The 26,747-nt window shown below is 38.4% G+C and carries 26 protein-coding genes, 1 other RNA gene and 1 pseudogene; 16 read left to right on the top strand and 12 right to left on the bottom strand.

Translation table 11 applies throughout. From position 1 onward, the window contains the following. Positions 1 to 75: 75 nt before the first annotated feature. Positions 76 to 2,505, bottom strand: coding sequence for an endopeptidase La (gene lon, locus OD757_RS07415; RefSeq protein WP_263031421.1), 2,430 nt, complete (start codon positions 2,503 to 2,505; stop codon positions 76 to 78). A gap of 262 nt (positions 2,506 to 2,767) precedes the next feature. Here lon and OD757_RS18275 point away from each other — a divergent pair. Further along, positions 2,768 to 2,851: pseudogene (locus tag OD757_RS18275) on the top strand (outer membrane assembly protein BamE); the annotation flags it as partial. Positions 2,852 to 2,970: 119 nt separating this feature from the next. Here OD757_RS18275 and OD757_RS07410 read toward each other — a convergent pair. Then, complete coding sequence (locus OD757_RS07410; RefSeq protein WP_263031420.1) at positions 2,971 to 3,555, bottom strand: 5-formyltetrahydrofolate cyclo-ligase; 585 nt, start codon at positions 3,553 to 3,555, stop codon at positions 2,971 to 2,973. Between the two features lie 241 nt (positions 3,556 to 3,796). Here OD757_RS07410 and OD757_RS07405 point away from each other — a divergent pair, with 241 nt between their 5' ends. The 3 genes from OD757_RS07405 to OD757_RS07395 all read left to right on the top strand — a co-directional run bounded on the left by OD757_RS07405 (position 3,797) and on the right by OD757_RS07395 (position 4,759). After that, a complete protein-coding gene (locus OD757_RS07405; RefSeq protein WP_263031419.1) occupies positions 3,797 to 4,141 on the top strand; it encodes a hypothetical protein in 345 nt (114 codons plus the stop codon). A 119-nt stretch (positions 4,142 to 4,260) separates the two neighbouring features. Continuing rightward, positions 4,261 to 4,374, top strand: a complete 114-nt coding sequence (locus OD757_RS07400) for a hypothetical protein (RefSeq protein WP_009392809.1) — start codon at positions 4,261 to 4,263, stop codon at positions 4,372 to 4,374. Positions 4,375 to 4,438: 64 nt separating this feature from the next. Beyond that, a complete protein-coding gene (locus OD757_RS07395; RefSeq protein WP_009392798.1) occupies positions 4,439 to 4,759 on the top strand; it encodes a hypothetical protein in 321 nt (106 codons plus the stop codon). A gap of 135 nt (positions 4,760 to 4,894) precedes the next feature. On the opposite strand, the gene ssrS is transcribed toward OD757_RS07395, so the two are convergent. The 3 genes from ssrS to OD757_RS07380 all read right to left on the bottom strand — a co-directional run bounded on the left by ssrS (position 4,895) and on the right by OD757_RS07380 (position 6,108). Then, positions 4,895 to 5,078, bottom strand: a non-coding RNA gene (gene ssrS, locus OD757_RS07390) — 6S RNA. Positions 5,079 to 5,266: 188 nt separating this feature from the next. Further along, on the bottom strand, positions 5,267 to 5,551 hold the full coding sequence (locus tag OD757_RS07385; RefSeq protein ID WP_009390425.1) for a cell division protein ZapA: 285 nt from the start codon (positions 5,549 to 5,551) through the stop codon (positions 5,267 to 5,269). Next, positions 5,548 to 6,108 carry a hypothetical protein gene (locus OD757_RS07380; RefSeq protein WP_003652857.1) on the bottom strand — a complete coding sequence of 187 codons (561 nt, stop codon included), beginning with the start codon at positions 6,106 to 6,108 and terminating at the stop codon, positions 5,548 to 5,550. Before OD757_RS07380 ends, OD757_RS07385 begins: the two co-directional genes overlap by 4 nt. A gap of 64 nt (positions 6,109 to 6,172) precedes the next feature. Here OD757_RS07380 and OD757_RS07375 point away from each other — a divergent pair, with 64 nt between their 5' ends. From OD757_RS07375 to OD757_RS07355, 5 genes are all read left to right on the top strand, one after another. Further along, the gene (locus OD757_RS07375; RefSeq protein ID WP_263031418.1) at positions 6,173 to 6,802 is read left to right on the top strand and encodes a UPF0149 family protein; all 630 of its coding nucleotides are present in this window, start codon (positions 6,173 to 6,175) and stop codon (positions 6,800 to 6,802) included. Positions 6,803 to 6,869: 67 nt separating this feature from the next. Beyond that, positions 6,870 to 8,189 carry a Xaa-Pro aminopeptidase gene (pepP, locus tag OD757_RS07370; protein WP_263031417.1) on the top strand — a complete coding sequence of 440 codons (1,320 nt, stop codon included), beginning with the start codon at positions 6,870 to 6,872 and terminating at the stop codon, positions 8,187 to 8,189. Between the two features lie 31 nt (positions 8,190 to 8,220). Continuing rightward, on the top strand, positions 8,221 to 9,429 hold the full coding sequence (ubiH, locus tag OD757_RS07365) for a 2-octaprenyl-6-methoxyphenyl hydroxylase (protein WP_263031416.1): 1,209 nt from the start codon (positions 8,221 to 8,223) through the stop codon (positions 9,427 to 9,429). Further along, positions 9,426 to 10,658, top strand: a complete 1,233-nt coding sequence (locus tag OD757_RS07360; RefSeq protein ID WP_263031415.1) for an FAD-dependent monooxygenase — start codon at positions 9,426 to 9,428, stop codon at positions 10,656 to 10,658. Before ubiH ends, OD757_RS07360 begins: the two co-directional genes overlap by 4 nt. Before the next feature lie 207 nt (positions 10,659 to 10,865). Next, on the top strand, positions 10,866 to 11,117 hold the full coding sequence (locus OD757_RS07355; protein ID WP_009390366.1) for a hypothetical protein: 252 nt from the start codon (positions 10,866 to 10,868) through the stop codon (positions 11,115 to 11,117). Positions 11,118 to 11,178: 61 nt separating this feature from the next. Here the strand turns inward: OD757_RS07355 and OD757_RS07350 are convergent, their stop codons facing one another. Next, entirely contained in the window at positions 11,179 to 11,580 is a 402-nt protein-coding gene (locus OD757_RS07350) for a MerR family transcriptional regulator (RefSeq protein WP_263031414.1), read from the bottom strand. Positions 11,581 to 11,645: 65 nt separating this feature from the next. Between OD757_RS07350 and OD757_RS07345 the strand changes: the two genes are divergently transcribed. Next, positions 11,646 to 12,287 carry a cation transporter gene (locus tag OD757_RS07345; RefSeq protein ID WP_263031413.1) on the top strand — a complete coding sequence of 214 codons (642 nt, stop codon included), beginning with the start codon at positions 11,646 to 11,648 and terminating at the stop codon, positions 12,285 to 12,287. A 56-nt stretch (positions 12,288 to 12,343) separates the two neighbouring features. Here the strand turns inward: OD757_RS07345 and OD757_RS07340 are convergent, their stop codons facing one another. Then, positions 12,344 to 12,946 (bottom strand): LysE/ArgO family amino acid transporter, encoded by a 603-nt coding sequence (locus tag OD757_RS07340; protein ID WP_263031412.1) that lies wholly within the window; start codon positions 12,944 to 12,946, stop codon positions 12,344 to 12,346. 105 nt (positions 12,947 to 13,051) lie between these two features. On the opposite strand from OD757_RS07340, the gene OD757_RS07335 reads away from it, so the two are divergent. Next, entirely contained in the window at positions 13,052 to 13,942 is an 891-nt protein-coding gene (locus tag OD757_RS07335) for a LysR family transcriptional regulator ArgP (RefSeq protein ID WP_263031411.1), read from the top strand. A 3-nt stretch (positions 13,943 to 13,945) separates the two neighbouring features. Here OD757_RS07335 and OD757_RS07330 read toward each other — a convergent pair whose 3' ends face one another. Together OD757_RS07330 and rsmI are read right to left on the bottom strand one after the other, a co-directional pair. Then, positions 13,946 to 14,332 carry a hemin receptor gene (locus tag OD757_RS07330; protein WP_263031410.1) on the bottom strand — a complete coding sequence of 129 codons (387 nt, stop codon included), beginning with the start codon at positions 14,330 to 14,332 and terminating at the stop codon, positions 13,946 to 13,948. Positions 14,333 to 14,419: 87 nt separating this feature from the next. Then, the gene (gene rsmI, locus OD757_RS07325) at positions 14,420 to 15,256 is read right to left on the bottom strand and encodes a 16S rRNA (cytidine(1402)-2'-O)-methyltransferase (protein ID WP_049837709.1); all 837 of its coding nucleotides are present in this window, start codon (positions 15,254 to 15,256) and stop codon (positions 14,420 to 14,422) included. 207 nt (positions 15,257 to 15,463) lie between these two features. Between rsmI and OD757_RS07320 the strand changes: the two genes are divergently transcribed. The 3 genes from OD757_RS07320 (at position 15,464) to OD757_RS07310 (ending at position 17,517) form a co-directional block, all read left to right on the top strand. Further along, the gene (locus OD757_RS07320) at positions 15,464 to 15,865 is read left to right on the top strand and encodes a YraN family protein (RefSeq protein WP_009390410.1); all 402 of its coding nucleotides are present in this window, start codon (positions 15,464 to 15,466) and stop codon (positions 15,863 to 15,865) included. 77 nt (positions 15,866 to 15,942) lie between these two features. After that, positions 15,943 to 16,650: a BON domain-containing protein gene (locus OD757_RS07315; RefSeq protein ID WP_003652832.1), complete on the top strand. Its 708-nt coding sequence runs from the start codon at positions 15,943 to 15,945 to the stop codon at positions 16,648 to 16,650. Between the two features lie 3 nt (positions 16,651 to 16,653). Then, entirely contained in the window at positions 16,654 to 17,517 is an 864-nt protein-coding gene (locus OD757_RS07310; RefSeq protein WP_263031409.1) for an alpha/beta hydrolase, read from the top strand. A 28-nt stretch (positions 17,518 to 17,545) separates the two neighbouring features. Here the strand turns inward: OD757_RS07310 and nudC are convergent, their stop codons facing one another. From nudC to dnaQ, 3 genes are all read right to left on the bottom strand, one after another. Beyond that, on the bottom strand, positions 17,546 to 18,289 hold the full coding sequence (nudC, locus tag OD757_RS07305) for an NAD(+) diphosphatase (protein ID WP_009390367.1): 744 nt from the start codon (positions 18,287 to 18,289) through the stop codon (positions 17,546 to 17,548). Continuing rightward, positions 18,289 to 19,932, bottom strand: coding sequence for a chemotaxis protein (locus tag OD757_RS07300; RefSeq protein ID WP_263031408.1), 1,644 nt, complete (start codon positions 19,930 to 19,932; stop codon positions 18,289 to 18,291). Before OD757_RS07300 ends, nudC begins: the two co-directional genes overlap by 1 nt. Positions 19,933 to 20,062: 130 nt before the next feature. Next, complete coding sequence (gene dnaQ, locus OD757_RS07295) at positions 20,063 to 21,439, bottom strand: DNA polymerase III subunit epsilon (protein ID WP_263031407.1); 1,377 nt, start codon at positions 21,437 to 21,439, stop codon at positions 20,063 to 20,065. Between the two features lie 232 nt (positions 21,440 to 21,671). Here dnaQ and OD757_RS07290 point away from each other — a divergent pair, with 232 nt between their 5' ends. Then, positions 21,672 to 24,884 (top strand): LysM peptidoglycan-binding domain-containing protein, encoded by a 3,213-nt coding sequence (locus OD757_RS07290; protein ID WP_263031406.1) that lies wholly within the window; start codon positions 21,672 to 21,674, stop codon positions 24,882 to 24,884. A gap of 15 nt (positions 24,885 to 24,899) precedes the next feature. Beyond that, positions 24,900 to 26,735 (top strand): extracellular solute-binding protein, encoded by a 1,836-nt coding sequence (locus tag OD757_RS07285; RefSeq protein ID WP_263031405.1) that lies wholly within the window; start codon positions 24,900 to 24,902, stop codon positions 26,733 to 26,735. Positions 26,736 to 26,747 lie beyond the last annotated feature (12 nt).

Here is a 26,747-nt window from a genome sequence, read left to right as displayed (position 1 = left end):
GGATGGTTGGATATTTTTCAATCAAATTGTGTAACAAAAAAAAGAGAGCCGAAGCTCTCTTTTTTCATATTTTAATTAGTGACGTGCTGCTTTTGAACCTTCCACCGGTTTTACAATCGGTGTTTTAGGTAAAGGTTTTGGCATCGCAGTTAATGCTAAAGGCAAGATGTCATCAATACTTTTCACAGCTTTGATTTCTAAACCTTCTTTAACATTGGCTGGAATTTCTGCCAAATCACGTACGTTATCTTGTGGAATAAATACAAGTTTGATTCCACCGCGGTGTGCTGCAAGAAGTTTTTCTTTTAAGCCACCAATACGCATTGCACGACCACCTAAACTTGTTTCACCAGTCATTGCAATATCTGGACGAATCGCAATACCTGTAAATGCTGATACAAGGGCAGTTGTTAACGCTAAACCAGCAGATGGGCCATCTTTTGGTGTTGCACCTTCTGGTAAGTGAACGTGTACATCAGTTTCTTCAAAACGAGAAGCTTCAATACCTAGCTCATCGGCACGTGTACGTACTAAAGTCATTGCTGTAGTAATAGACTCTTTCATTACATCACCAAGTGAACCGGTGGTAATGAATTTACCTTTACCTTTTACAGCTGCAACTTCAATGGTAAGTAACTCACCACCTACAGATGTCCAAGCTAGACCATTTACGCGTCCTACTTGCGCTTCATCTTCTGCAATACCAAAGTCAAACTTATGTGGACCTAAGTATTCTGGAAGATTGGCAGAAGTTACATCAAGTTGTAAGTTTTTAGACTTTTTACTTACTGCTTCTTTTACCACTTTACGCGCAATTTTAGACACTTCACGTTCTAAATTACGTACACCAGCTTCACGTGTATAGCGTTGAACAATGTCACGAATCGCTTCTTCATGAATTGTTAACTCTTTTGCACGTAGACCGTTGTTCTTAATTGCTTTTGGAACAAGGTAACGTTCAGCAATGTTAACTTTTTCATCTTCGGTATAACCCGGTAGACGAATAACTTCCATACGGTCAAGCAATGCCTCAGGAATATTCATACTGTTTGCAGTACAGATGAACATCACTTCAGATAGGTCAAGATCAAGATCTAAATAGTGATCGTTGAACTTACTGTTTTGTGATGGATCTAATACTTCAAGCAATGCAGAAGCAGGATCACCACGGTAGTCTTGTGCCATCTTGTCAATTTCGTCGAGTAAGAACAATGGGTTCTTCACGCCAACTTTTGTTAAAGACTGCACGATTTTACCTGGCATCGCACCAATATAAGTACGACGGTGACCACGAATCTCAGCTTCGTCACGTACGCCACCAAGTGCCATACGAACAAACTCACGACCTGTTGCTTTCGCAACTGATTCACCAAGCGAAGTTTTACCTACACCAGGAGGGCCTACTAAACATAGAATCGGACCTTTAAGTTTCTTAACACGTGACTGAACAGCTAAGTATTCAACAATACGATCTTTAACGTCATCTAAGCCGTAATGATCTGTATCAAGAATCTCTTGAGCTTTCGCAAGGTTAATGCTGACTTTGCTCGCTTTATTCCACGGCGTATCTAAAATTACTTCTAGATAGTTGCGTACAACAGCCGCTTCACTAGATGCTGGTTGCATTGCTTTAAGCTTACGGAATTCAGCTTCGGCTTTTTTGCGTACATGTTCAGGTAAATCAGCTTCAGCAAGACGTTTTTCTATTTCAGCAACGTCATCTTCAGCTCCACCATTCATGTCAGAAAGTTCACGTTGAATGACTTTCATTTTTTCATTTAGAAAGTATTCACGTTGGTTTTTTTCCATTTGGCGTTTTACGCTGTCATGCAAAGTCTGTTCAATTTGCTGTTCAGCAGATTGATTTACCAAGTAGCTCATAAGCTCTTGCAAATGTGCTTCAAATTCATCGTGCTCTAAAAACTTTTGTTTAATTTCAATATTTAGAGGCACACGTGTTGCGACGAAGAACATAAGCTGTAGCAAGTCTTCAATTTTATTAGCAGCTGCAACTAGTTCACGTGCATTACGTAATTTTGCTTCAGCATATTGAGCAAATAAAGTACGTAACTCTTGTAAACGAGTTTCTTGAGTAGCTTTATCTACGTTAATTGTCATTGGACTTAAGCTATGTTCAGCTGTCAAATGGCTATCTTCATCGATAATTTTCTCAAGCTTAGAGCGCTGTAACCCTTCAATCAGTACTTTGATACAGTTTTCATCATTCTCATGATTTACGACTTGAACAATCTTAGCGACAGTTCCGTACTGATAAAGGTTATCGTGATCAATATCTTCTGTAAGCGAATCTTTTTGCGCAACTACAAATACTAAATTGTCACTGTTACGAGCCACATCAACTGCATTGATCGATTTTTCACGACCCACGAATAACGCAATTTGCATGTGTGGATAGACCACTACATCACGTAACGCTAAAAGTGGTAATACACTTGGAACCTGAGGCTCTAAGTCAGTTTTTTCATTCATAATAAGTTCAGACATGGGCACTCCTAATGAGTGACAACGAGGTTGCCATGTTTTTTATAGTGATGTGTATTTCAAAAATTACAAGGGCCTCTCTATAGAAAATGTGGAAAAAATGACTAATTTAGTCAACTTTTTTATTAAAATATTATGAATCAAAGGATTAATTCTTAAGAAGAATAAAATTTTGTAGAAAGGATAGGTAATTTAGCTTAATAATTATGAAATATTTATATAGTAGAAAAGACGTTTGGATGGAAAATAACCATTTTCTTATGTCATTTATCGGCATTGTATAATTAACAATAATGCAAAACTCATTCAGTGTTTAGCACCAAATAGACGTGTTAATATTAGTTGGTAAACGGTCTGTCACGTAGAAGTAACCATCCTTAGGGTGGTTACTTTTTCGTTTTAGGAGACTGAAAAAATAAAAAAGAATATATTTTAAACTATTAAGTTTTATAAATTTTCATATAAATATTATCTGTTAAAACAATAAATATGTTGAGGAGTGAGTAAAGCATCTAATGGCTGATCCCAACTTTGACGTTTTAAAGTATGCTCAATAAATTGAAATTGATGAGCGATTCCCAAACGATAAGGCTTATGTTTTGCACTTGCCAATGTGCGGTCATAATAGCCGCCTCCCATACCAATACGTGTACCGTATTGATCACAAGCTAAAAGTGGCATCAGAAGTAAATCAAGCTTTGATACATGTTTTCCTCTGGTTGCCATGGGTTCTTTCATACCTAACGGATGATGAGAAAAACGTCGATTTAAATATTGGTTTCTAGATATTCTTACCCAAACTAAACGCTGATTCATAGAACAAATCATTGGTAAATAAACTTGTTTATTTTTTTGAAAACATAACTTTATGAGAAGATCTGTATGAACTTCTCCAAAGGCATGTAAATATAAACCAATTTTTTTTGATGAATGAAAAATAGCGAGGGTGTTTAGATGATGGAGCACATTAAGCTGAGCTTGTTTTTGCTCTAATGGGGTTAAAGAGCGTCTTTTAGATCTTAAATTTTTTCTAATAAAACTAAGTTCAGTCATGTTTAAATCTAACAAAGATTTGAGATCAGTCGAGCAAAATTATACCTATTTTTTTATAGTTTTATGGAAATAGCAGAATAATTAGTAAATCACTTTAAATTTATTTAGTTAATTGTCATAAATAGATCTGATGCATCTGCTTTGACGATAAAAATTTCTATTTCTTTACGTATTACCAGTATTTATTTACATTTAATGAGATAAGAATAATTAAAAAGATGAATGTGAAATTGTTAAGCCTATGAAGTTAAAAATTTTAACCATTACAATAAGCACCTTATTACTACTTGGTGGGTGCACAAAACAAACAGAACCTGAAGCTGCTGAAGTTGACTATAAAGCTCAATTTGAAGAGTCGGACCGTAAAATTGGAGAATTTTTAGATCAATTGGATAATCCGAATACACCACAAGAGGTTAAAGTCAAAATCTTGTGCCATGACTATCCTGAGGTTTACAAGACCCAATATATGCCTGCATTAATAAAAATTTCACCCAAACCTTATACCGAAGAAAAATTGTTGTCAGATTTGAAAAGTGCAACTGACTACTACAAAGATGCCTTTGCGATCAGGTGTAACCAATAAATTGATTTAATGTTTTAAATCTCAAAAAATTCGATAAGTGTGAATTGATTGGCATTATTGAGATGTGGTAAATTTCATTTTGTCTTTCTTTATAGTTACTAATTTAGGGGGTTCTAGATATGGAAATCTTGAAATTCTTACAGAGTTTTAATACCGTTGGTACATACTTAACCATTGCTTCAACTGTTTTGCTAGGTCTGATTATCTATTTTTACGTGATTAATCCAGCGTGATCTTTTAAAAGAAATAGTAAGAAATTTTCTTATTAATTTTAAACTATAAAAATAAGGTAGGGTCATGAAGTATAGATTATTGCTTGTTAGTTTTTTTGCTTTAAGTTGTCATGCTGACGAAAATGTAAGTGATCCCGAGATTTGTAATGTAGTGAAAAAAGTTGCTTATACTGTCATGGAAGCACGTCAACAAAAAGTTCCATCGCAAGATTTGCAACAGATAGCGAATAGTCTTGAAGATCCAAAAGCAAAACAACTTTACCAAGATTTAATTAATTCAGCTTACTCTGCGAAAGTATTCAGAACCAGTTTCTTTAAAAGAAAAGCCATAGAGGATTTTCAAACAGGCTGGTATGAAGAATGTCTTAATAGAAATGAAAAATAATATAAGAGAGGGATGAGGAGATTAATTAGCTAAACTGCAATTTAATATTTAAAAAAGAAAATTTTAGACTGAAAGGTCTGTATGGAAAGCTAAATTAAATTTAAGTATTTTGAATTTTTCTTATGTATTAAAACTAAATGCTCCGAAGATGCCGCTGCATGTGTCGTTACCCTGAACCCGATGAGTTCAAGGTGGAGGCGACGTATACTTGCTGGGTTTCCTACACGAAGGTAGGCATACACTCTAAATATACAGAACACATCCATAAGTTTAAGTATCGGCAGGGGAATAGACCCGCTGGCGAACATCCCAGAGACAGTTTAAGTATAACTGATCTGACCATGTTCGCAATCACCTAAACCTCTGGAACTGTAAACTTAGTTTGCGTTTGATGAAGCTTTGTACATTCGTAAGCATAAAATCATAGTCAATTGCGCTAGATAGCCTCAATAAAAAAGCCTTGCATCTATTATTCATAGAGCAAGGCTTTTTTGTATGGATAATTTATTAAACAATTTGTTCAACATCATCCAATATCGTTTGCAGTAAACGTTCGCAGTGAGTGTATTCTTGCAAAGACTTATTCAGGCTCAATACTTCTTGAGTTAACTGTAGAGCAACCATAATGACCAGTTTATTGTGTTCAACACGTGGAGCACTACGACGCATCTCGTTAAATTTCTCATTGAGAAGTTCTGCTGCACGTTCAAGTTCATCTTTTTTATCAAAAGTAGTCGCGAGTCTAAAGGTCTGCTCAATCAGCCTAAGCTCTACCATGACTTGTTCACTCATGATTGGGTCTCCTCACCAGTTTCAGCATTAGGATGGGCAAGCTGCTGAATTTCTTGGGCATGCTGATCTTGGGCAGTACCTAAAATTCCTAAGCGTTGAATAATGGCTTCAACTTTCGATTTAGCAAGCTCATTTTTTTGTAACAAACGATCACGATCTTGTTGTAAATCATGTAACTCTTGCTGGGTTTGACGCTGATGAGCTTGTAACTTTTCTTTTGCAACACGTAATTCATTACGTTCGGCAAGAATTTCTTGAAAACGATTTTTTAAATCAGTCGTACTTTTTTCTAATCGGCTATAACGTTCGGCAAGTGTGTTAGCATCCTGATTCAACTGTTGAAATTGACCTTTTAACTGAGATAGCTGCTCAGTTACCGACTCAATTTCCTCTTGTTTTTTAGTGATAATACTATTTTTTTGCACAACTTGTGCGTGATGCTCTGTTTCAGCCAGTTCTTTAGCTTCTGAGAGTGCCGCATGTTCACTCTCTAAATGATGTAAGCGTGTTTTTAATACGCTAATATGCGCTTGTAGCCGCTGTAATTGTTCTAACATAACGAGGTCGCACAGAATTGCAATCAAAGGTAATATATACAAAGTATAGAGATTGGATAAACGAATGCAAGACGATATTTCAGGCTGGACAGATTGGAACGCTCATTTTGAAGGAATTGATGAAATTTCAAGCCCTAGTGAGTTACATGGTCTATTAACAGGTATTGTTTGTGTGACAGAAGCGCCAACGCGTGAAGAATGGTCACAAATCTTAACAACCCTTAATGTGCCAGAGTTAAGTGAAGACGCTTTAGTACTTTTAACAGATGAAGCAGAAGATGTTGTTCATGCGTTAACTGACGATGAATTAGATTATATACCTATGCTTCCTGATGATGAGCACCCACTTCAAGAGCGTGTACAAGCATTATCAGATTGGTGTGCAGGTGTAGTATTAGGTTTTGGGTTGGCATCAGGTAATATTCGTGCTGATGAACTTGAGTTGATTGAAAACCTTCAAGATATTGCAGCAGTCGAATTTGAGGACTCTGATAATGATGAAGAAGGTGAAAGCAGTTACGAAGAGTTGTATGAATTTGTACGCTTAATCCCTGTAAGTTTGTCTATTGGCAGAAAGAAAATTACTGTAACTGAAAGCTCTTTGTTGAAAAACTTTCATGCAAAAAGTAAATCCGCTGCTGTAGATACAGAACAAAATATTGTAGAAATGTTTACTCCACATCGCCCAAGCTAATTGAGGCGATGTGTTATTGGTTGTATTTTATTTTTTGTCTTTAAAATTCTAAATCAAGTAGATCATTATGAAATTGCCTCAAGCTGATTTTCGACATCGTAGAGACCGTCTGGCAGAAAAAATGGGTCCAAACAGCATTGCAATTATTGCAACGCGTGAGGAAATGTACCGTAATCGTGATGCGGATTATAAATTCCGTGCCGATAGTAGTTTTTTCTATTTGACGGGATTTGCTGAGCCTGAGGCAGTTGCTGTCATTGAAACCTTCGAGGACGATGACTATAGCTATAGTCTTTTTTGCCGTGAACGCAATCGTGAGATGGAAATCTGGAATGGTTTTCGTGCCGGAATTGATGGTGCAATTGAAGACTATGATGCTGATGAAGCATACGTAATTGATTTACTTGATGAAGAAATTGTTGAAAAACTATTAAATAAAGAGCGTCTTTATTATCGGATTGGGCACAATGCTGCGTTTGATGCACGGGTTAGCCAGTGGATTAAAAAAGCAGATGCCGAGCACCGACATGAAAGTGCTCCAGCTCAATTGCTCCAGCTCGACCGTATCGTTGATGAAATGCGTTTAGTTAAGTCACCACAAGAACTTGAGCTGATGCAAATTGCTGCAAACATTAGTGCCGAAGCGCATACGCGTGCCATGCAAACTGTACACCCAGAGATGATGGAATATGCTCTTGAAGCTGAACTCAATTATATTTTTGGGAAAAATGGTTGTGTCCCGTCTTATAACAGTATTGTAGGCGGTGGTGCGAATGCTTGTGTTTTGCACTATGTTGAAAACAACCAACCACTCAAAGATGGTGATTTAGTCTTAATTGACGCTGCATGTGAATATGAATTCTATGCTTCGGATATTACCCGTACTTTTCCAGTCAATGGTAAATTTAGTGCTGAGCAAAAAGCATTATATGAAGTTGTATTGGCTGCTCAATATGCAGCGATTGATGCAGTTCGTATTGGTAATTCTTACCGTGAACCTCATGAAGTTGCAGTCAAAATTTTGACTGAAGGTTTAGTCAATTTAGGTTTGCTCAAAGGTGATGTGAATGAACTCATCAAAACCGAAGCATACCGTCAGTTTTATATGCATGGCACAGGTCATTGGTTAGGTATGGATGTACATGATGTCGGATCTTACAAAAAAGGTGAAGACTGGCGTCAATACGAAGAGGGTATGGTGATTACAGTGGAACCTGGTTTATACATTGCGCCAGATGATGAAACTGTAGATGAAAAATGGCGTGGTATTGGTATTCGTATTGAAGATGATGTGGTCGCAACATCGAAAGGTCCACGAGTCTTAACTGCTAATGTGGTTAAAGATATTGCAGATATTGAACATTTAATGGCGCAAGCTAAAGCATAATTAAACGTATTCGCCAAAGGAGCAAAACTCGATGCAACAACAAGTGATTATTGTAGGTGGGGGAATGGTGGGTTTGAGCCTTTCACTCATGCTCGCGAAGGCTAATATTGCGGTAAAGCTATTAGAAGCTGTGAAATACCCAAACTATGATGATCAAAATGTTGCCCCTTACCATTCGAGTTTTGATGCGCGTAATACGGCTTTATCGCGTCGTAGCGTACAGATTTATCAGAAGCTAGGGTTGTGGGATGCACTACAACAACATGCGACGCCAATTTTGCAAGTTCACATTACTGAGCAAGGAAGTTTTGGTAAAGCACGTTTAATTGCAGAACAAGAAAAAGTCGAAAGCTTTGGGCAGGTGATTGAAAATGCTTGGCTTGGACGCGTGCTGTTAACTCAAGTGCGTCAGCAACCTTTGATTGAACTCATTGATGGCGTACAAGTTACAGCTTTAACTCAAGATGCCGAACACGTACATATTGAAGCTTTGCGTGGTGAAGAAACTTTAAAGCTTGAGTCAAAATTATTAATTGCGGCTGATGGTCGTGATTCTTTTTGTCGTCAGGCAATTGGCGTGGGTGTGGATGTTCATGACTATGATCAGGTTGCAATTGTCACTACGGTCCAGACCTCAAAGCCGCATGAACAGGTAGGTTTTGAGCGTTTTAGTGCATTAGGTCCTTTAGCCTTATTGCCTTTACCTGGTGAATATCGCCGCTCAGTGGTATGGCCTGTGAAAAAAGGCACTGAAAGCGAATGGCTGGGTGATGAAAATGACCAGCATTTCTTAAGTGCCTTACAACAAACTTACGGTGACCGAGCGGGTAAATTTGAAAAAACGGGTAAACGTTTTAGTTATCCGCTTTCGCAGGTGCTTGCGCATAAACAAGCTGTTGGACGCGTTATTCTAATGGGTAATGCAGCACATACCATTCATCCGGTTGCAGGACAAGGTTTTAATTTATGCCTACGTGATGCAGATGTTTTAGTGCGTTATTTAGTGAACCAATTAACTACTTCTGATGATTTAGGTAACCCAGATAACTTACTTGCCTATGAGCAAGCTCGTTTATCAGATCAGCAGCGCGTGATTAAGTTCTGTGACACTGTAGTTCGTGGTTTTAGCAACCAAAATCCATTATTAAAATTAATTCGTAATACAGGGTTAATTGCGTTTGATGTCATTCCGGGTGTAAAACCATTGGTGGCTAACTATGCAATGGGGTTAAAAGCATGAGTGAAGTGTTGGATGTCGTCATTGTTGGTGGTGGATTGGTTGGTGGTTTAACTGCTTTATTACTTGCGCAAGGTGGCGTACAACCCACTGTACTTGATGCGGCTCCTGTGCTTGATGTTGAGAAAACATTAAGCGTGATGAATCCACGTGTTTTAGCGCTTAGCCAAGCGACCATTCATTTGCTTAAAACGGTAAATGTTTGGGATGATCTTGCACGTCAAATGCCTTATACAGGCATGCAGGTCTGGAATCTTAATGGCTACGGTGAAATTAATTTTGGCCAAGAGTGTGAACGTAGTCCTTTAGCTGAGCAAGCCTTGGGTTCCATGGTTGAACCAAGTGTATTGAATGTCGCTATTCAGCAAAAAATGCTAGAGCAATTAACTGATTACCGTACTCAAGTGCGTGTTACGCGTATTGAGCAGGGTGTTGGATGTTGGCATATTCAATTGGCAGATGGTACGACACTTAAAACTAAACTGCTTATTGGTGCAGATGGTGCAAATTCGTTTGTACGTGAACAGGCTTTTATTGACCTTGATGTACTCGATTACAAACAAGCAGCCATCAGCTGTGCAATTAGAACAGCAAAACCCCATCATTATGTTGCCCGTCAAATTTTCTTACCTACAGGACCTTTGGCATATTTACCTATGGCAAGTCTTGACGAAACTGAAAACGGATACTGGCAATCCATTGTCTGGACACTCCCAGATGATTATGCCGATGAATATTCAGCTTTAAACGATACCGCCTTTATGCAGCTTTTAACTCAAGAAAGCCAACACATGTTGGGTGAGGTGTTAGAGGTTCGTTCAAGAGCACAATTTCCCCTCAAAGCTCGCGCTGCAAAACAATATGTGAAAGCAGGCTTAGCTTTGATTGGTGATGCAGCACATGTGATTCACCCACTTGCTGGTCAAGGGGTTAATATTGGCTGTCTTGATGCAGCAGTGCTCTGTGATGTGTTACTTCACGATTTAAACCGTGGTGTATGGGCGCATGAGCAAACTTTAATGCGTTATGAGCATCGCCGTAAAGGTCAGAATGATGCAATGATGCATAGCATGTCGGCAATTGGTTGGCTTGAAAGTAGTGAATTATTTCCCGTAGTTTGGGCTCGTAATATGGGGCTTAAACAAGTTGAGCAGACTCCGGCTTTAAAAGAACGTTTTATGCAACAGGCAAATGGTTTAGGGGCTTTACAAAGTACCCGCTATTGGCATTAAAATATTTACGGGATCTATACTCTACTGAGCGAATTAAATACCAGTAGATATTTTTTGAACAATCATTTATATATCATTACCAATTTGGTCATAAAAGATACGGAATTGACCAATTTGGCTCTTTGCTAAACGTAAAGAGATTGCTAAATTTCTGAGGTCTTGGGACCATAGCGATGATGCAATAAAAATCATTGTGGGGAGTGTGAAATGTCAGATATCAATGATTATGAAGATGCAGAAGATTCTGCTGTAGATGAAGATGAAGCGAAAGCAGCCGAAAGCGGTGCAGCTGATGAAGAAGTAGGCAGTATGAGTGATACTGACCTTGCTGAGGCAGAAACGCTAACTGTAACGGCTAAACAGAAACAGCGCCAAGCGCTGGAAGATGAAATCGCCGCATTTTTAGCTCGAGGTGGGAGAATTACCGAAGTTCCCCCTGATGAACATAGCGACCATTAATCTTAAAAAAAGCATCACATGAGTGGTGCTTTTTTATTTGTATAAATTTATCAAAATAGGTTTAAGGAGAGCTTTGCAGTTCTTTTAAAATCCCACATTCATCCACTGTTCGATTAGTAGAGCAGTGTTGTTTTAAATCAATTAAAGATTCTTTTAAAAGCAATAATCGTTCAATTTTTTCTGATACTTCATTTAAGTATTTGTCTACTAAATTATCAATTTTTGTACATGCCTGTTTGGGCTGAGCTTTCATTTCTTTTAACGTTTTAATATCACTGAGTGAAATATCTAATTCTCGGCAATGCTTAATAAATAATAGGTCGTTGAGTGTCTTGTCGGTGTAAACACGATAATTATTTTCTGAACGTTGAATACGATCAAGTACACCTACTTTTTCGTAATAACGGATCGTATCAATTGGAACATCCGCTTTTTTTGATAATTGACCAATAGAAAGACTCATAAGGCTTGACTCTGGAGCTACTCAAGGGTTTTTAATCACTATAAAAGAATTTGAGAGGAAATAAAATGGCTGGATGTGGTTGCGCTTCAACATGTTCTCCTTCAAAGAAAGTGAGTCCACGGTTTAGAAAAGCGTTATGGATTGCACTGATCATTAATGCCTTGATGTTTGTGGTAGAAATCTTGGGTGGTTACAAAGCCCAATCAGTTTCACTGTGGGCAGATGCATTAGATTTTGCCGGAGATGCAGCAAATTATGCATTATCTTTAGTCGTGCTTTCGATGAGTTTGTATTGGCGTGCAACGGCTGCACTACTTAAAGGAATAACGATGGCGGCTTTCGGTGTTTTTGTTATTGCAAAAGTGGTCTGGTCATATTTTTATGGCGTTTCACCTGAGCCTATGGTGATGGGAGCAATTGGCGTGATGGCTTTAATTGCTAACGTTTCAGTCGCGCTTATGCTTTATGCATTCCGTGATGGAGATGCCAATATGCGATCTGTTTGGTTGTGTAGCAGAAATGACTCTATTGCCAATATCGCTGTGATTTTAGCAGCGGTTGGGGTATTTGGAACAGGCAGTGTATTCCCAGATTTATTTGTTGCCTTTGTAATTGCGTACTTAGGTGTGTCTTCTGGCTATGCTGTTATAAAACAGTCGCAGCAAGAAAGAAAACAGTCGAAGCTGGTGTTGAGTTCTCAAGCATAATTTTGAGCGCATAAAAAGTACCATTCAAACATGGTACTTTTTATGCTTTAAATGAACTAGAGGAGTAGCGATATTGCGATACTCCACATAACACAACCAATAATGAAATCTAAGACTTTCCAAGCTTTAGGGTTGGTAAATAATGGTTTTAATAATCTTGCACCATAGCCCAAACTAAAAAAGAAAATCCAAGAGGCAACAATACTGCCCAAAGCAAAACTAATTTTGTCTTCTAGCTGAGTTGCGACTGAACCAATCAGAACAATGGTATCTAAATAGACATGTGGATTAAGCCAAGTAAAGGCAAGGCAGGTGACTAGTGCTTGGGTTAAAGTCTGTTTCTGATTACTATCAAGCTCCATACTCTGGGTAGCTTTAAAAGCAGCGTAGAATGCTTTCGCCCCGTAGACTAATAAGAACGTTGCCCCTAAATATTTAGCCACAGTAATTAAGATCGGGGAAGCTGTCATGATTTCGGCAAAACCTAATACACCAAAAGCGATTAGAATCGAGTCAGACAATGCGCAGATTAAACATAACCAAAATACATATTGCTGTTTAAGTCCTTGTTTGAGAACAAACGCATTTTGAGCACCAATTGCTACAATAAGGCCGCTACCAATACCGAAACCTTTAAAAAATATACTAAGAGAGAACATAACAATAAGGTGGAAAAATCAGATGTGGGAATTATCTGTCTTTTTATTGAGAAATAAGTAAAATTAAGAATATTTAGGTTTAGCTAAAAAATATTTAGGTTTTATATGTTAGATAGCAAACAGTGTGAAGCCTTTCTTGCGGTGGCAGAAGTGGGAAGTTTTGATGCGGCAGGTGAGCATTTATATATTACGCCCTCGGCCGTATCTCTACGCGTGCAGGCTTTAGAAAAGTATTTAGGCCAAATTTTAATTATCCGTGGGCGCCCATGTGTACTCACACAAGCTGGGCAAACCCTATTGCAACATTTACGTCATACGAGATTAATGGAGCAAAACTTATTACAAGGTTTGATGGGCAAATCATCTGAATCGGAGTTTTATAAAATTGCTCTAGCTTCCAATGCAGATTCGCTAGCGACTTGGCTTTTACCGAGCATTCAGCAAACACTTTTTAAAGAAAAAATAGTCTTAGAACTAAAAATTGATGATCAATCTCACACGCATACTTTATTAGAAACAGGGCAAGTCAACGCATGTATCTCGGCAGAAGAACAGGTCATGTCAGGCTGTTTAGCTCAACCACTTGGGAAAATGCGTTATAAAATGTTGGCCTCTGCTGAATTTGCAGCTGGCTGGTTTAAACATGGCGTAAACCGAGAAACTTTAAGAAATGCACCCGCTGTAATTTTTAACCATAAGGATCTTATGCATTCAGAGGTATTACTGAAATATTATGGTTTGCCTTTGCAGAGCTATCCTTATAGTTTTATTCCTGCTACAGACGCGTTTGTAAAAGCAATCCAATTAGGTTTGGGATATGGCATGGTACCCGAGCTTCAGGTTCAATCTTTGTTAACTAACGGAACTTTAGTGGAGGTTATACCTGAAGCTGAACTCGATATTCCGTTATATTGGCACCATTGGAAAAGGCAGTCTAAACAGTTAGATGCACTGACAGAGACTATTGTGGAGTCAGCAAAACACTTATTGAGATAGTTTTTATATGTTTATTTTTAAATGACGATTGGAAATATGCTGAATATAAAACTCTATATCTTGTGCTGAGTAACCTAACAGTTGTCCAACTCTTCGTTCCAGCTCTATGCATTTTTCAAAATTAGTTTCTTTGAATAAAGTTTCAATACACATTATGAGTTCATTTAAATCTGCTAAAGACGCATCTTTATAGATCAGCATAATTGAAAAGGGTAAAGGTAGAGAAGTCTGAATATTTTTACTCAGCATAGATAAAGTACCTTGTTCGAGATGTTTTAAAAATTCGATAGGTAATAGGTCATAAAATAGAGCGATAGATTTCTCACCTGAAAGTAATAGTTCTAGTTCTTGCCCTTCATGAGGTCCAAGTCTGCCAATTTGTTCAGCCATATTAATGCTCTTATTTTTATATTTTATTATGCAAAATTCAGGCATGGTGATTTAGATTATTCGTCATCACCATACCTAATTAAAAAATTAAGATTGGGTTAACTCAAGCGCACGTTGATATGCAACTTTTTTCTTAATTCCTGTTAAATCGGCAGCAAGTTGAGATGCTGCTTTAACAGATAAGTCTTGAAGTAAACGCTTCAAAAGTTCATCTAGTTTTTCTTGTTCCAGATCTGTTTTTGCAGCTGCACCACCCACAACCACTACAATTTCACCTTTCTCTTGATTATGGTCATTTTCAATAAAACTGACCAAATCTTTTAACGTCATTTTTTTGATGGTTTCAAAGGTTTTGGTAATTTCACGTGCAAACCCTACAGGGCGGTCTTCACCAAATACCTGAGCCATATCTTTAATAGACTCTAAAATACGATGGGGTGCTTCATAGAAAATTAAGGTTTGGGTTTCGTTTTTAAGTTTTTCTAATTGAGAAATACGTTGTGAAGCTCTAGATGGTAAAAATCCTTCAAAGCTAAAACGGTCACTCGGCAAACCTACCGCACTTAAGGCAGCAATAGCAGCACATGCACCAGGCACAGGAACAACTTTAATACCGTGCTCTTGAGCAGCACGGACTAATTTAAACCCTGGATCACTGATCAGCGGTGTACCAGCGTCACTAATTAATGCAACGCTATCACCAGCAAGTAGTTTTTGAACTAACTGCTCAATTTTATTGCTTTCATTGTGGTCATGACATGCAGTAAGTTGAGTCGATATATTATAGTGTTTAAATAGCTGGGCAGATTGGCGAGTATCTTCGGCAGCGACAATAGAAACTGATTTTAAAATATCAATTGCACGGAAAGTCATATCATCTAAGTGCCCGATTGGGGTGGCTACAACAAATAACTGAGCACTCATTTGGTCTTACTCCGTACAGATAAACAATTTTAATGGGGTAGTTTACCCGAAATTATGATTCGGGCGTGAACAATGTCTGCCAGCTTAAGCTTTTCGAAAATGATCTGATTTTCATTTGTTCGATTTAGATCTGATATGTCAGATGAATTTAAGAAAATAACTTATGCATAAAACATATAGAGATGCTTTTAATTGGGGAAAATAAAAATGTTATTAGCACAGCAGTTGGGGAAATGGGCAGAACAAACTGCTTTAAGCCTTTTACAAACACAAAACTATGTGTGGATCACAAGTAATTACCATTCACGCCGTGGTGAAGTGGATTTAATCGTCAAAAGAGGACAAGAGTTAGTTTTTATTGAAGTAAAAGCACGCACTATAGGAAATTATGGGCAGGCTTGTGAAATGGTAACACGGTCAAAACAGAAGAAAATTATCAAAACCGCGATGCGTTTTTTACAGCGCTATCCATCTTATCAGGATTTTTATTGTCGTTTTGATGTGATTTGTTTTGATTTTCCACAGAAAATTGCAAAAACAGTACAGCAAGACTTTTCAAAATTCCATTATGATCTGCAATGGATCGAAAATGCATTTACTTTGGATTAAGAGTTCATTACTCTTTTGAGCAAATTTAAGTCTGATGCTTTATGATCAAGCCAAGAAATTGATAGGAGTCTGGTGGAGTGTTAAAACGTATTGCTGTAACAATGCTTTGTGTCGCAAGTTTATCAGGTTGCGCAAGTTTTATATCTGGTGGAACAGGCACAGCTCCAGTGGGTACAGATAGTGGTGTCCGCAGTCTGGGCCAAGTATTCATTGACTCTTCAATTAAACGTACAGCAAATATCAACATTTATAAACTTGATCAACGTTTCAAGCAGTCACGTATTAATATCGAAAGCTTCCACAGTACAGTTTTATTAACTGGCCAAGTGCCAGACCCGTACTTAAAACAATTGGCAGAAGATAATCTTAAAGCCATGAGTGATGTGAAAGCCGTACATAACTATATTACGGTAGGTAACAAGGTTAGCTATAACACCATCATGCAAGATGCGGGTGTAACAGCAAATACGCGTGCTCTTTTAATGAAGGCACCTGTGGTTTCTGATAGTAAGGTTCTCGTCCATACCGAAGACGGTGTACTTTATGTCATGGGGCGTTTAAATACAGCTGAAATTAACGATTTAAATAGCGTCTTACAAAACGTTGGTAACGTTACCAAAATTGTCACTTTAATTGATAATGTTGATTTGGCGCCTGCACCAGCCGCGAGTACTGGTAGCGCAACGACTACACCAATTATTAATAACGTCATTGCTCAGCCAACAGTTCAAACACCTGTTGCAATTGATCCTGACCAAACAGATCCTGCTTCGACTGCACAGTAATATATGAATCTGATTGAACAACTACAAAGCAGAATTGAACAGGCGCGAACTCTCTATAAAGAGTTCCGCCTGTATGATTTGGGGAGTTTTGCTTTAAACCGTTTTACGCCAAAAGATGGTTTTGAACAGGTTCCAAATGTTCGTTATGGCCTAAAGCCTCGCCACCGTTTGGATATTTACCGATCTGTTAAAAAGCTATCTCATCAGCCTCTCATTGTTTTTGTGCATGGTGGGGCTTGGCAGCATGGTAATAAACGAGATTATCTTTTTATTGGTGAGTCATTTGCCAAAGAAGGTTATGACGTTGCTGTGATTAACTACCAGCTAGCGCCTAAAAATATTTTTCCAAGTTTTGTTGATGACCTGACTCAGGCATTGAATTATTTGCATCAAAACCAAGATAAACTAGAAATCTCTACAGAAAATATTGTACTTATGGGGCATTCGGCAGGGGCATTTAATGTCATGTCTGCTGTTTATCACCCTAAACCAAACTCTATTCAATGTTTGGGCAATATTAAGGCGATTTTTGGTTTAGCAGGCCCATATCATTTTGATTATAAGGGCGATCCACTCGCCGAAGATGCTTTTGACCAAAGTATTTCTTATCAAGAGGTGATGCCATACTATTTCGTTAAACAAAATAGTATTAAACATTATTTACTTATGGCTGAAAATGATCAGCTTGTAGGTAAAGAAAATACTTTAGATTTGGACCGGGCTTTAAGACAAAGTGGAAATCACAGTCATATCGCCGTGATTCCAAAAACTGGACATATTACAATTTTGGCCAGCCTTTCTAGTTTTATTAGTCATTATTTCAGAACAAAAAGAACGATCTTACATTTTCTTGAAGAAGTGTTTTAAACGATATTCTCGTTTAAAACACGGCAGATTACCCAGCTTGGGTAATCTGCATAATCATTGAGTGAGCAATACTACCTTTAAATGGAATTTCAGGTAATTGATCAATTTTGAAGAATTGTGCATCTGCAATTTCTTCTTCTTGCAGCTTAATTTCACCAGACTCATATTCTGCTCTAAACGCAACCATAAGGTTACTTGGGAAAGGCCAAGGTTGACTTGACATATATTGAACATTTTTGAGTCTTAGGCCCACTTCTTCAAAAGCTTCACGTTGTACAGCTTCTTCAAGCGTTTCACCGACCTCAACAAAACCTGCAATCAAGCCATACATGTTGGTTTTGTTGTGGACTGACTTCGCCAGCAAGATTTCATCATCACCTCGAGTAATGACCGTAATAATGCACGGGTTTACACGAGGATATTGGTGATAGCGACAAGAAGGACACACCATTGCATATTCAGTTGGATGAACTTCTGTCTGGTGTCCGCAGTGGCTACAAAACTTATGATTACGTCGCCATTCAAGTAACTGTACAGCACGGCTCGCTTGCAAAAACTGTTCTTTCGACCAACTTGTAATAAGCTGTCGAATTGGAACTAGTTGTAAGCCTTCGGGGATGGGTTCCTCAGCAAGCAAATCACGTGCAATGACCTGCTCATCATGAGTGAAAAGTAAATCACTTGCTAACTTTTCGACTTTGGGTAGTTGAAGGTTTTGGTCAACCAGTAATTGTTGATGATGGAAAATATAAGCAAGTGATAATTCAGACATTAAGCTGCCTTTTCTTGAAGTTGATGACTACTCGACAATGCTACATTAAACATGGATTGTAGAACAGGCTGTTTATTTTTTAAATTGTCAACCAACATGTCAAGGCCTGCTAATACGTTAAAAATACAGTGAATTTGGTCTGTATTAAAAGGCTGGTTTTGTTCAAGTTGCTCTTGAACAAATTGAGCAGTTTGAAGTAAGGCATCTTGTTGCATCGTGCTTCCTAAAAATTCTGCTGCACCCGCTAGCTCTTTTAATGAACCTGCAACTGCTTCAATATTTTGTGTCTGATCATTTGCATATAACGTCAGACTCTGACAAATAAAATCGATTAAATTTTTTGTCTCGGTGAGTAAGGCTTGGTGTGCTTCATCAAGTCGATCTAAGGAAATATTCGTGTTATTCACGTGAAGTTGTAAACGACTAGACGTATATTGGCGTACCAAAATACCAATTGAGTTCATGGCAGACAAAATGCTATTCATGAGCTGTTGTGCATAGTTTTCATTACTTAATATATTGAGCTGATTTAAACTGCTAGCTTGTTGAGAAAGTTCAGCTGAGGCTTCATCAAGATTAAGTAGCTTAAATGTATAGGCGAGCTGTAAAAGACTTGTTTGTAATTGCTGTGCTTTTTCAGTCGACATATTTTGATAGTTATATTCAATATCATTACGCACTTTGTTCATTTCGCCCAAAATTAATTGGCTGACTGCGTGCATGGTGTCGAAGTCAGGACCAAAAAGATGGCGGCTTAAAACCAGTAGTTGTGTGTCTGTTGGTATTTCATCACCTATATGAAGTTGGTTGCGAATATGATGCGCAACCTCATCTTCTTGAGCGATCACTATACTTAAAATATCTGCAAGTGCCGCCAAATCGGGCTTAAAAGTTTCCGGAGTTGCTAAGAACTGACCTATATAGCTTTCAATATTAATGAGTACACGTTGGCGTGAATCATTTAAAAGCAGATTATCTATATGGTTGAAAGCATAATTTACGAGTTGCCAGTATTGTTGGCTTGGCTGATGGTTTGCCATGCTGACCAAATAGGTAGCAATCAGTTTAAAAGCTTGATAATGATGAGTAGATTCAGTCTTGTTTAAAAATTGATGCAGAGATAGTTTATAGAGTTGATGAATAAACTGAGTTTTTTCATTAATGAATACTTCTGGGAATGGAAGTTCAAGCGAAGCATTTGCAAGTAAAGGAGCAATCGCTTGTCCAGAAGAGGTCAGTGGTTTATTTAAAGCTAATTCTAAATTATTTAAGGTATTCAGAAGAAACTGGGGTACTTGTAATTCACGCAAACAAATAAAATCAATATATCGTTTTACCATGGTCGTGCCTTCACTCAGAGCAATGACATCGTCGGTATTAATTTGCGTTGGTTTAGCAATAATTTTTTGCATCAGCTCAGTTGAATATTGAGTGATTTTTGCAAGATAGGGGATATCAATTAAACGTAGGACTTGAGTGCATTGCTTAAATTGTTCTAATGCATCATCAATACCAAAAGGGAGTGCTTGTTCTTCAATTAAAGTGCTTACTGCGCCTTCAACCAGTTTTATTGAACGATCAATTTCATGTTTAATGATGAGTAAAGCTGTTGGATCGAAATGAATCGAAGTCTGCTCAGACATAAACGTTCCCCTTTGCAAAAAAATCAATTGTTATATTCGTCATGCTCGGTAATTTGAGCTAAAAATCTATGTGACTAATATAACTTAACTTACAAAGGGGAAAAGCTAAAAACGCTAAAGAATCAAAAATTTATTTTGCAAAAAGGCAAGGTTCTCCATGTTTTTCCTCAAATTCTTTGACCCAAGTCTCATGTATATTTAACTCGTCTTCGGAAGGGAAAATAACGGGTAGATCAATTTGAACCCTAGTTTTATTTGTTGTGTTCTGGCTATTTTCACTTTGGGATAAAGCATCTATATCAAAAGAAACCTGTCCACCTGTCATTGCCAGATAAACGTCTGAAAGAATTTCAGCATCGAGTAATGCACCGTGGAAAGTACGGTCTCGTGCTGGAATTTCATAACGTCTTACAAGAGCATCAAGCGAGTTTTTTTGTCCTGGATGTTTGCTTTTCGCTAAAGCTAAAGTATCTGTTACCTCACATACTTCGGAAAGCGCGGGCAGGCCAGCGCGTCTAAACTCCATATCAAGGAAGTTCATATCGAAGGTCGCGTTATGGGCAATAATCTCTGCGCCTTTTAGATAATCAAAGAGCGTGTCAGCAATTTCTGCATAGAGCGGTTTATCTTTTAAGAAATTATCACTGATACCATGGATATTTTCTGAGTCACCCACTGGTTTTTGCGGGTTAATATAAATATGAATTGAGCTACCGGTGAGTTTCCGGTTAATCATTTCAATAGCACCCACCTCGATAATTCGGTCACCATCTTGGAAATAAAAACCAGTGGTTTCCGTATCGAGAATCAGTTGACGAGGCCCTTGTAATTGTAATTTGGCTTCGGTCACAACAATTTGAGGATGAATATTATTAACGGGTTGCTTACTTTCTGGCTCAGCAGCTTCAACTTCAATAACTTCTTCGTCCACAATAATCATCTCAACTTCTTCGGGCTGTTCAAGATCAATATTATCTTCTTCGATTACTTCTGCCATATCAAACCCAAAAGGGTCATCAAGCAACCAATCCTGTTCAGGCTTTTTTATATCTTGCAGGGCAGTCGCTTGAACTGTTTTTTTTTGCAATGCAGTTTGATCGGCTCCGATATTTGCAAGCTCATCGGCCATTTCGTTGCCTGCATGTCCAGCATGGCCTTTAATCCAGTTCCACTCAATATTTCGGCCTGCACAGACCGCATCTAATTTTTGCCAAAGGTCAGGGTTCTTTACATCTTTCCAGTTTTTCTTTTTCCAGCCATGAATCCATTCAGTAATGCCTTGCTTCACATAATTTGAATCTGTCCAGATAATTAAATGAGCATCGGGTGGACAAAATGAAACGCCTTCAATCGCAGCAGTGAGCTCCATGCGGTTATTGGTTGTCTCAGGTTCACCGCCAAATAATTTATGCTCACCCTGCTCGGTAATGACATATGCGCCCCAACCACCTAAACCTGGATTGCCACGACATGCACCATCAACATACAGTGTGATTGTTTGAGACATAAATCGAAACCTAAACTAAAAGAAAAAGAACTGAATATGGTGTATTGTATACGCAAAAAGTTCGGTTCCATCGTTACGAAGCAAGGTTTTTTTAATTTCTTGTAACATTTCCATGCAAATGACATTAAATTATTGCCTTGTCTATCCTGCATGCTTTACTACAATGGCATCGAAGACCTAGGGTTTGTGGGCAGACCCCAAAAAATATTACGCGAGTTGTTTGGAAGTTTTTATGTATAAACCAACCACATTTGTGTGGCAGCCATCTGCGGCATCATTGTTTAAAATTACCGTACTTAGCTCTGCTTTAGCTGCGTTGGGTATTACAACAGGCTGTTCATCGACTCCACAATCTGCAAAAACCTCAAAATCAAAACAGGTCAGCGGCGCAGGTTATTTAGATGCAAGTAGTCTTGATTCCTTAGAAGACTTACTTTCAGCAACCGATATGCGTGCTGTAGAAGGCGATCGTCTGCTTATTTTAAAGCATGGTGATGTCTGGAAGCGTATGTCCGTTGGTTTCAAAATGGATTTGAACCATTGGGATTCTCGTATTGAAGCTCAGCGTAGTTGGTTTATTTCTCGTCAGCCTTATCTTGATCGCTTAAGTGCCCGAGCAAGTCGTTATTTGTATCATACGGTTAAAGAAGCTGAACGCCGTGGACTGCCGACAGAACTTGCGTTATTACCAGTAATTGAAAGTTCTTATGATCCAGCTGCAACAAGTAGTGCAGCAGCGGCAGGACTATGGCAGTTTATTCCGAGTACTGGTCGTATTTATGGCTTAAAGCAAACTGGTATGTATGATGGGCGTCGAGATGTGGTTGAGTCGACTCGCGCAGCTTATGAGTTTTTAGGAAGCCTCTATAATCAATTTGGTTCTTGGGAACTTGCTTTAGCGGCTTATAATGCTGGTCCAGGACGTATTCAACAGGCGATTAACCGCAACCAAGCTGCTGGTTTACCAACCGACTATTGGTCTTTAAAACTCCCTCAAGAAACAATGAACTATGTTCCACGTTTCTTGGCTGTTGCTCAAATTATTAAAAATCCGAAGGCTTATGGTGTAGAACTACCACCGATTGCAAATAGACCCCATTTCCGTGAAGTGACTTTATCTGCGCCTTTAACTTTAAATGAAATTGCTTCTACAGCAGGATTAAGCCGTGCAGAACTTTATGCATTGAACCCAGGATATCGTGGTGAAGCAGTAGACCCTGCGAGTCCAATGCGTATTTTGATTCCAGCAGATTTAAGTCCTTCAATTGATAATAAATTAAAAGGGAAAAAAACGGGTGGTAGCTCAGGTTGGTGGGCAAATACAACTTCACCGTCTACACCTACAACTGTTAGTCCTTCTACTACAGTAACCACAAGAACAACGCCTACAACGCAAGTTCAGCCAGTTAAACCTTCTTCGACAGTGAAGACCAGTTCAACTCTTTCAAAATCTACACCACGTGGTTCCGATGCATTAGCTGCTTTTGCTGCGTCGGCGGATGTACCAAGTGCACCGCGTATTCCTGTAGCTGTAACCAATGCAGCTAACATTACGAAGCCTGTTAAGATGGAGCCACCAATTTCGGCTTCTGAACGTGAAAAGATTTTAGCGGCAGTTCGTGCTGAAGGTGAAAAAGAGACTGTAGATCAAGCTTTACAACCGCAAGCAACTCAAGCCGAAAAAGATCAAGTCGTTGCTGAGTTAAAAGCAATCGCGCCTAAAGGAACTGAAATTGTCGATCCTTATGATGGCAAAATTAGGTTAACCGCAATTCAGACGAGCCAGTCAGTTGCAGAGCAACAAGGTAAAGAGGTTAGTAGAGGTTTTGCTTATCCAAAAACTTTAGCTGAAGACGTGAGTGTAGCTAACTCTGAAGATGGACAGCGCAATAAAGATAAACCTTACATCAAGACTGATACTGATGTCGTGGTTGTGCAACCTAAAGGCAAGCGTAGTACCTATACTGTTTTACCGGGTGATACTTTAGCCGTTATTGCAATGAAAAACGGCGTAAACTGGCGCGATGTTGCTAAGTGGAACCAGATTGATCCTGAAAAGACGTTATATGTAGGGTCAACGCTTTATCTTTATGATGCAAAACCACAAGAAACTCAAACTACTTCTAAAAGTACGGCTAAACCGGATGTGTATGTCGTTGAGGCTAACGACAGTTTAAGTGGTGTAGCGAATCAGTTTAATTTGTCAGTAAAACAATTGGCTGAATATAACGATTTATCAGTGACAGATGGTCTATTTGTTGGGCAAAAACTACAGTTAAAAGAGCCGAAGAATAGCCGTTCAAGTGCTAAAGCCGAGCCGAAAGCAGTTCAGGCAAATGCAAAACGTATAGCGACTAAAAGCTATACTGTGAAGCGTGGTGAATATCTTAAATTGATTGCAGATCGTTACGCGCTCTCTAATCAGGAACTTGCTGAATTAACTCCAGGTTTAACGGCTGGTAGTAACTTGATGGTAGGCCAAAAAATTAATGTGCCTACACAAGATATTTCGGTAGATGAAGTTGCTGAAACTAAGACTTCTAGTAAATCTGAGAAAGCGTCGCTAAGTGTTTCTTATAAAACAGAAGGCTATAAAGTACAGCGTGGTGATACTTTATCGAGTATTGCAACTAAATCAAAAATTAGCTTAGCTGAATTAGCCGAGTTAAATAACTTAAAAGCAAATAGTCATGTACAGCTTGGTCAAACTTTAAAAGTACCAGCTGGCTTAAGTGTTCCAGAACAATACGTTGTACAGTCTGGAGATAGCCTAAATGCGATTGCGAGTAAATATAACTTGCAAACAGGTTATTTGGCTGACTTAAATGGTTTGTCTCGTACGGCTGGTTTACGTGCTGGTCAACGTTTAAAACTTACAGGTACGGTTGAAGAAGCACCAACTAAATCTTCTAAAAATACTAAAGAAGAAACACCAGAAACTTATACAGTCAAATCTGGTGATAGCTTAGGTAATATTGCTAATCGCTACCACTTGCAATTGGACTACCTTGCTTCATTAAACGGTCTTTCACGCACCAGTAGCGTTCGTGTAGGACAACGTTTAAAGCTAACAGGTGATGTACCTACAGTAGAAACAGCTAAAGTAGATACCAAGTCTTCAACTAAAACAGTTGCAGCTGGTAAAAACACTGAAAAATATACTGTGAAATCTGGTGAGTCTTTAAATAGTATTGCGAGTCGTGCAGGCATTTCAGTGCGTGAACTTGCTGAAATGAATGCATTAAAAGCGAGTGCTAATTTACAGCGCGGCCAAAATATTGTGATTCCAAAAACTGTTGTGGAATACAAAGTAAAGCGTGGTGATACATTAATTGGCCTTGCTAGCAAATATGGTTTAGAAACCAATTTCTTAGCTGAGCTGAATAATTTGACACCTTCTACTCAGCTTCGCATTGGTGATGTTATTAAAGTGCCTAATTTATAAAATAATTAGCAACTTATGCGTAAATCCTCTTTTCAACTGAGCCTGCTAGTCGGGCTCAGTGTCGTTTCGCATGCAGTTTTTTCTGCACAGCAAACCACTTCATATATAGCGATTCATTCTAAGCCTAAATATTTAGGAATGATGGCTATGCCATATGCAAATCCTAATGCCCCTAAAGGTGGTCTGTTAAGTCAGGCAGCTCAAGGAACTTTTGATAACCTCAATAGTATGAATGGTAAGGGGAATGCGACAGAAGGCGTTAATTATCTTTTTGATACTTTAATGACGCAGTCGTTAGATGAGGTTGGAGTTTTATATCCTCTTTTGGCAGAAAAAGTGAGTTATGACCCAGAAAAAACGCAGTCTGTTACTTTCTATTTAAACCCTAAGGCTCGTTTTAGTAATGGGCAGCCAGTCACTGCGGCAGATGTTAAATTTAGTTTTGATGCGTATCAGACTAAGTCTAATTTAGGCTTACAGATGTACCTTGCTGATTTGGCAAAAACAGCAGTAATAAATGTCCATCAAGTAAAGTTTAGTTTTAAGTCTACCCATAATCCTAAAATGCCTTTCATTTTGGCAACCTTACCGATTTATTCAAAAGCAGATTGGCAAAAAAGAGATTTTAGCCGAATTACCCTACAACCGATTATTGGTTCGGGGCCATATGTAGTTGAACGAGTTGATGCAGGTAGAAGCATTAGTTATAAAAGAAACCCAAATTATTGGGCAAAAGATTTGCCTATTAACAAGGGGCGTTATAATTTTGACCGATTAAAATATGTTTATTATCGAAATTGGGATATTGCTTTTGAAGGATTTAAATCTGGACAATACACTTTGCATGAAGAAACTAACCCCAAAAAATGGGTAACAGATTATCGTTTTCCAGCCGTAAAAGCAGGATTGGTTACTCAATATAAATTTCGTCACCATAACCCGATTGCCACTGAAAGCTATGTGTTTAACACTAGGCGAAAACCTTTAAATGATATTCGTTTTAGACAAGCTTTAACCTATGCCTATGATTTTGAATGGCAGAATAAAGCTTTGTTTTATGGACAATATCAACGCCTACAAAGTTATTTTGAAAATAGTGAATTAGCGGCAACAGGGCGACCTTCAAAAACTGAATTAGAGTTATTAAAACCGTTATTGCCTAAGTTATCTCCACTCATGCAGCAAGGTGTTTTAGCAGACTGGAAATACTCAGTGTCGGATGCAAGTGGCTTTAATCGACAGAATTTATTAACTGCACGGCAATTACTCATACAGGCTGGCTATAAAGTTAAAGAAGGGCAATTATTTACGCCAGAAGGAAAAAAAGTTCAGCTTGAGTTTTTAATTCAGCAAGATGGTAAACAACGAACACTTTTACCTTTTATTCGTAACCTAAAAAAGTTAGGCATTGCAGTTAATTTGCGTCAGGTCGATGCTCCGCAATATTTAGAAAGGACTCGTCGTTACGATTTTGATATGACCACAATGAATCTGCCGCAATCTCTCAACCCGGGCAATGAACAAACACAGTTTTGGGGAAGTATCGCTGCAGCGCAAGATGGAAATTATAATTATGCAGGGATTCGCAACCCCGTAATTGATCAAGTGATTTCAAAACTCGTTGCAAGTAAAAGCCGTGAACAACAGATTATTTATACTCGCATTCTCGATCGATTGCTTAGAGCTGGTTATTATCAAATTCCGACCTATGGTAAAGGTGAAAACTGGTATGCTTATTGGAATATGTATCAACAACCTAAAGTTAAACCAGTACTTTCTTCTGGGATAGAATATTGGTGGAGTGATGCAAACAAAGCTAAAACAGTTGCCAAATATTTACATCAACAATAAAAAGCACCTGCC

The sequence above is a fragment of the Acinetobacter sp. AYS6 genome, assembly GCF_025630795.1.
GTDB lineage: Bacteria > Pseudomonadota > Gammaproteobacteria > Pseudomonadales > Moraxellaceae > Acinetobacter.
The sequence above is the reverse complement of the archived record's forward strand: the minus strand, read 5'-3'. Positions and strand labels throughout refer to the sequence as shown.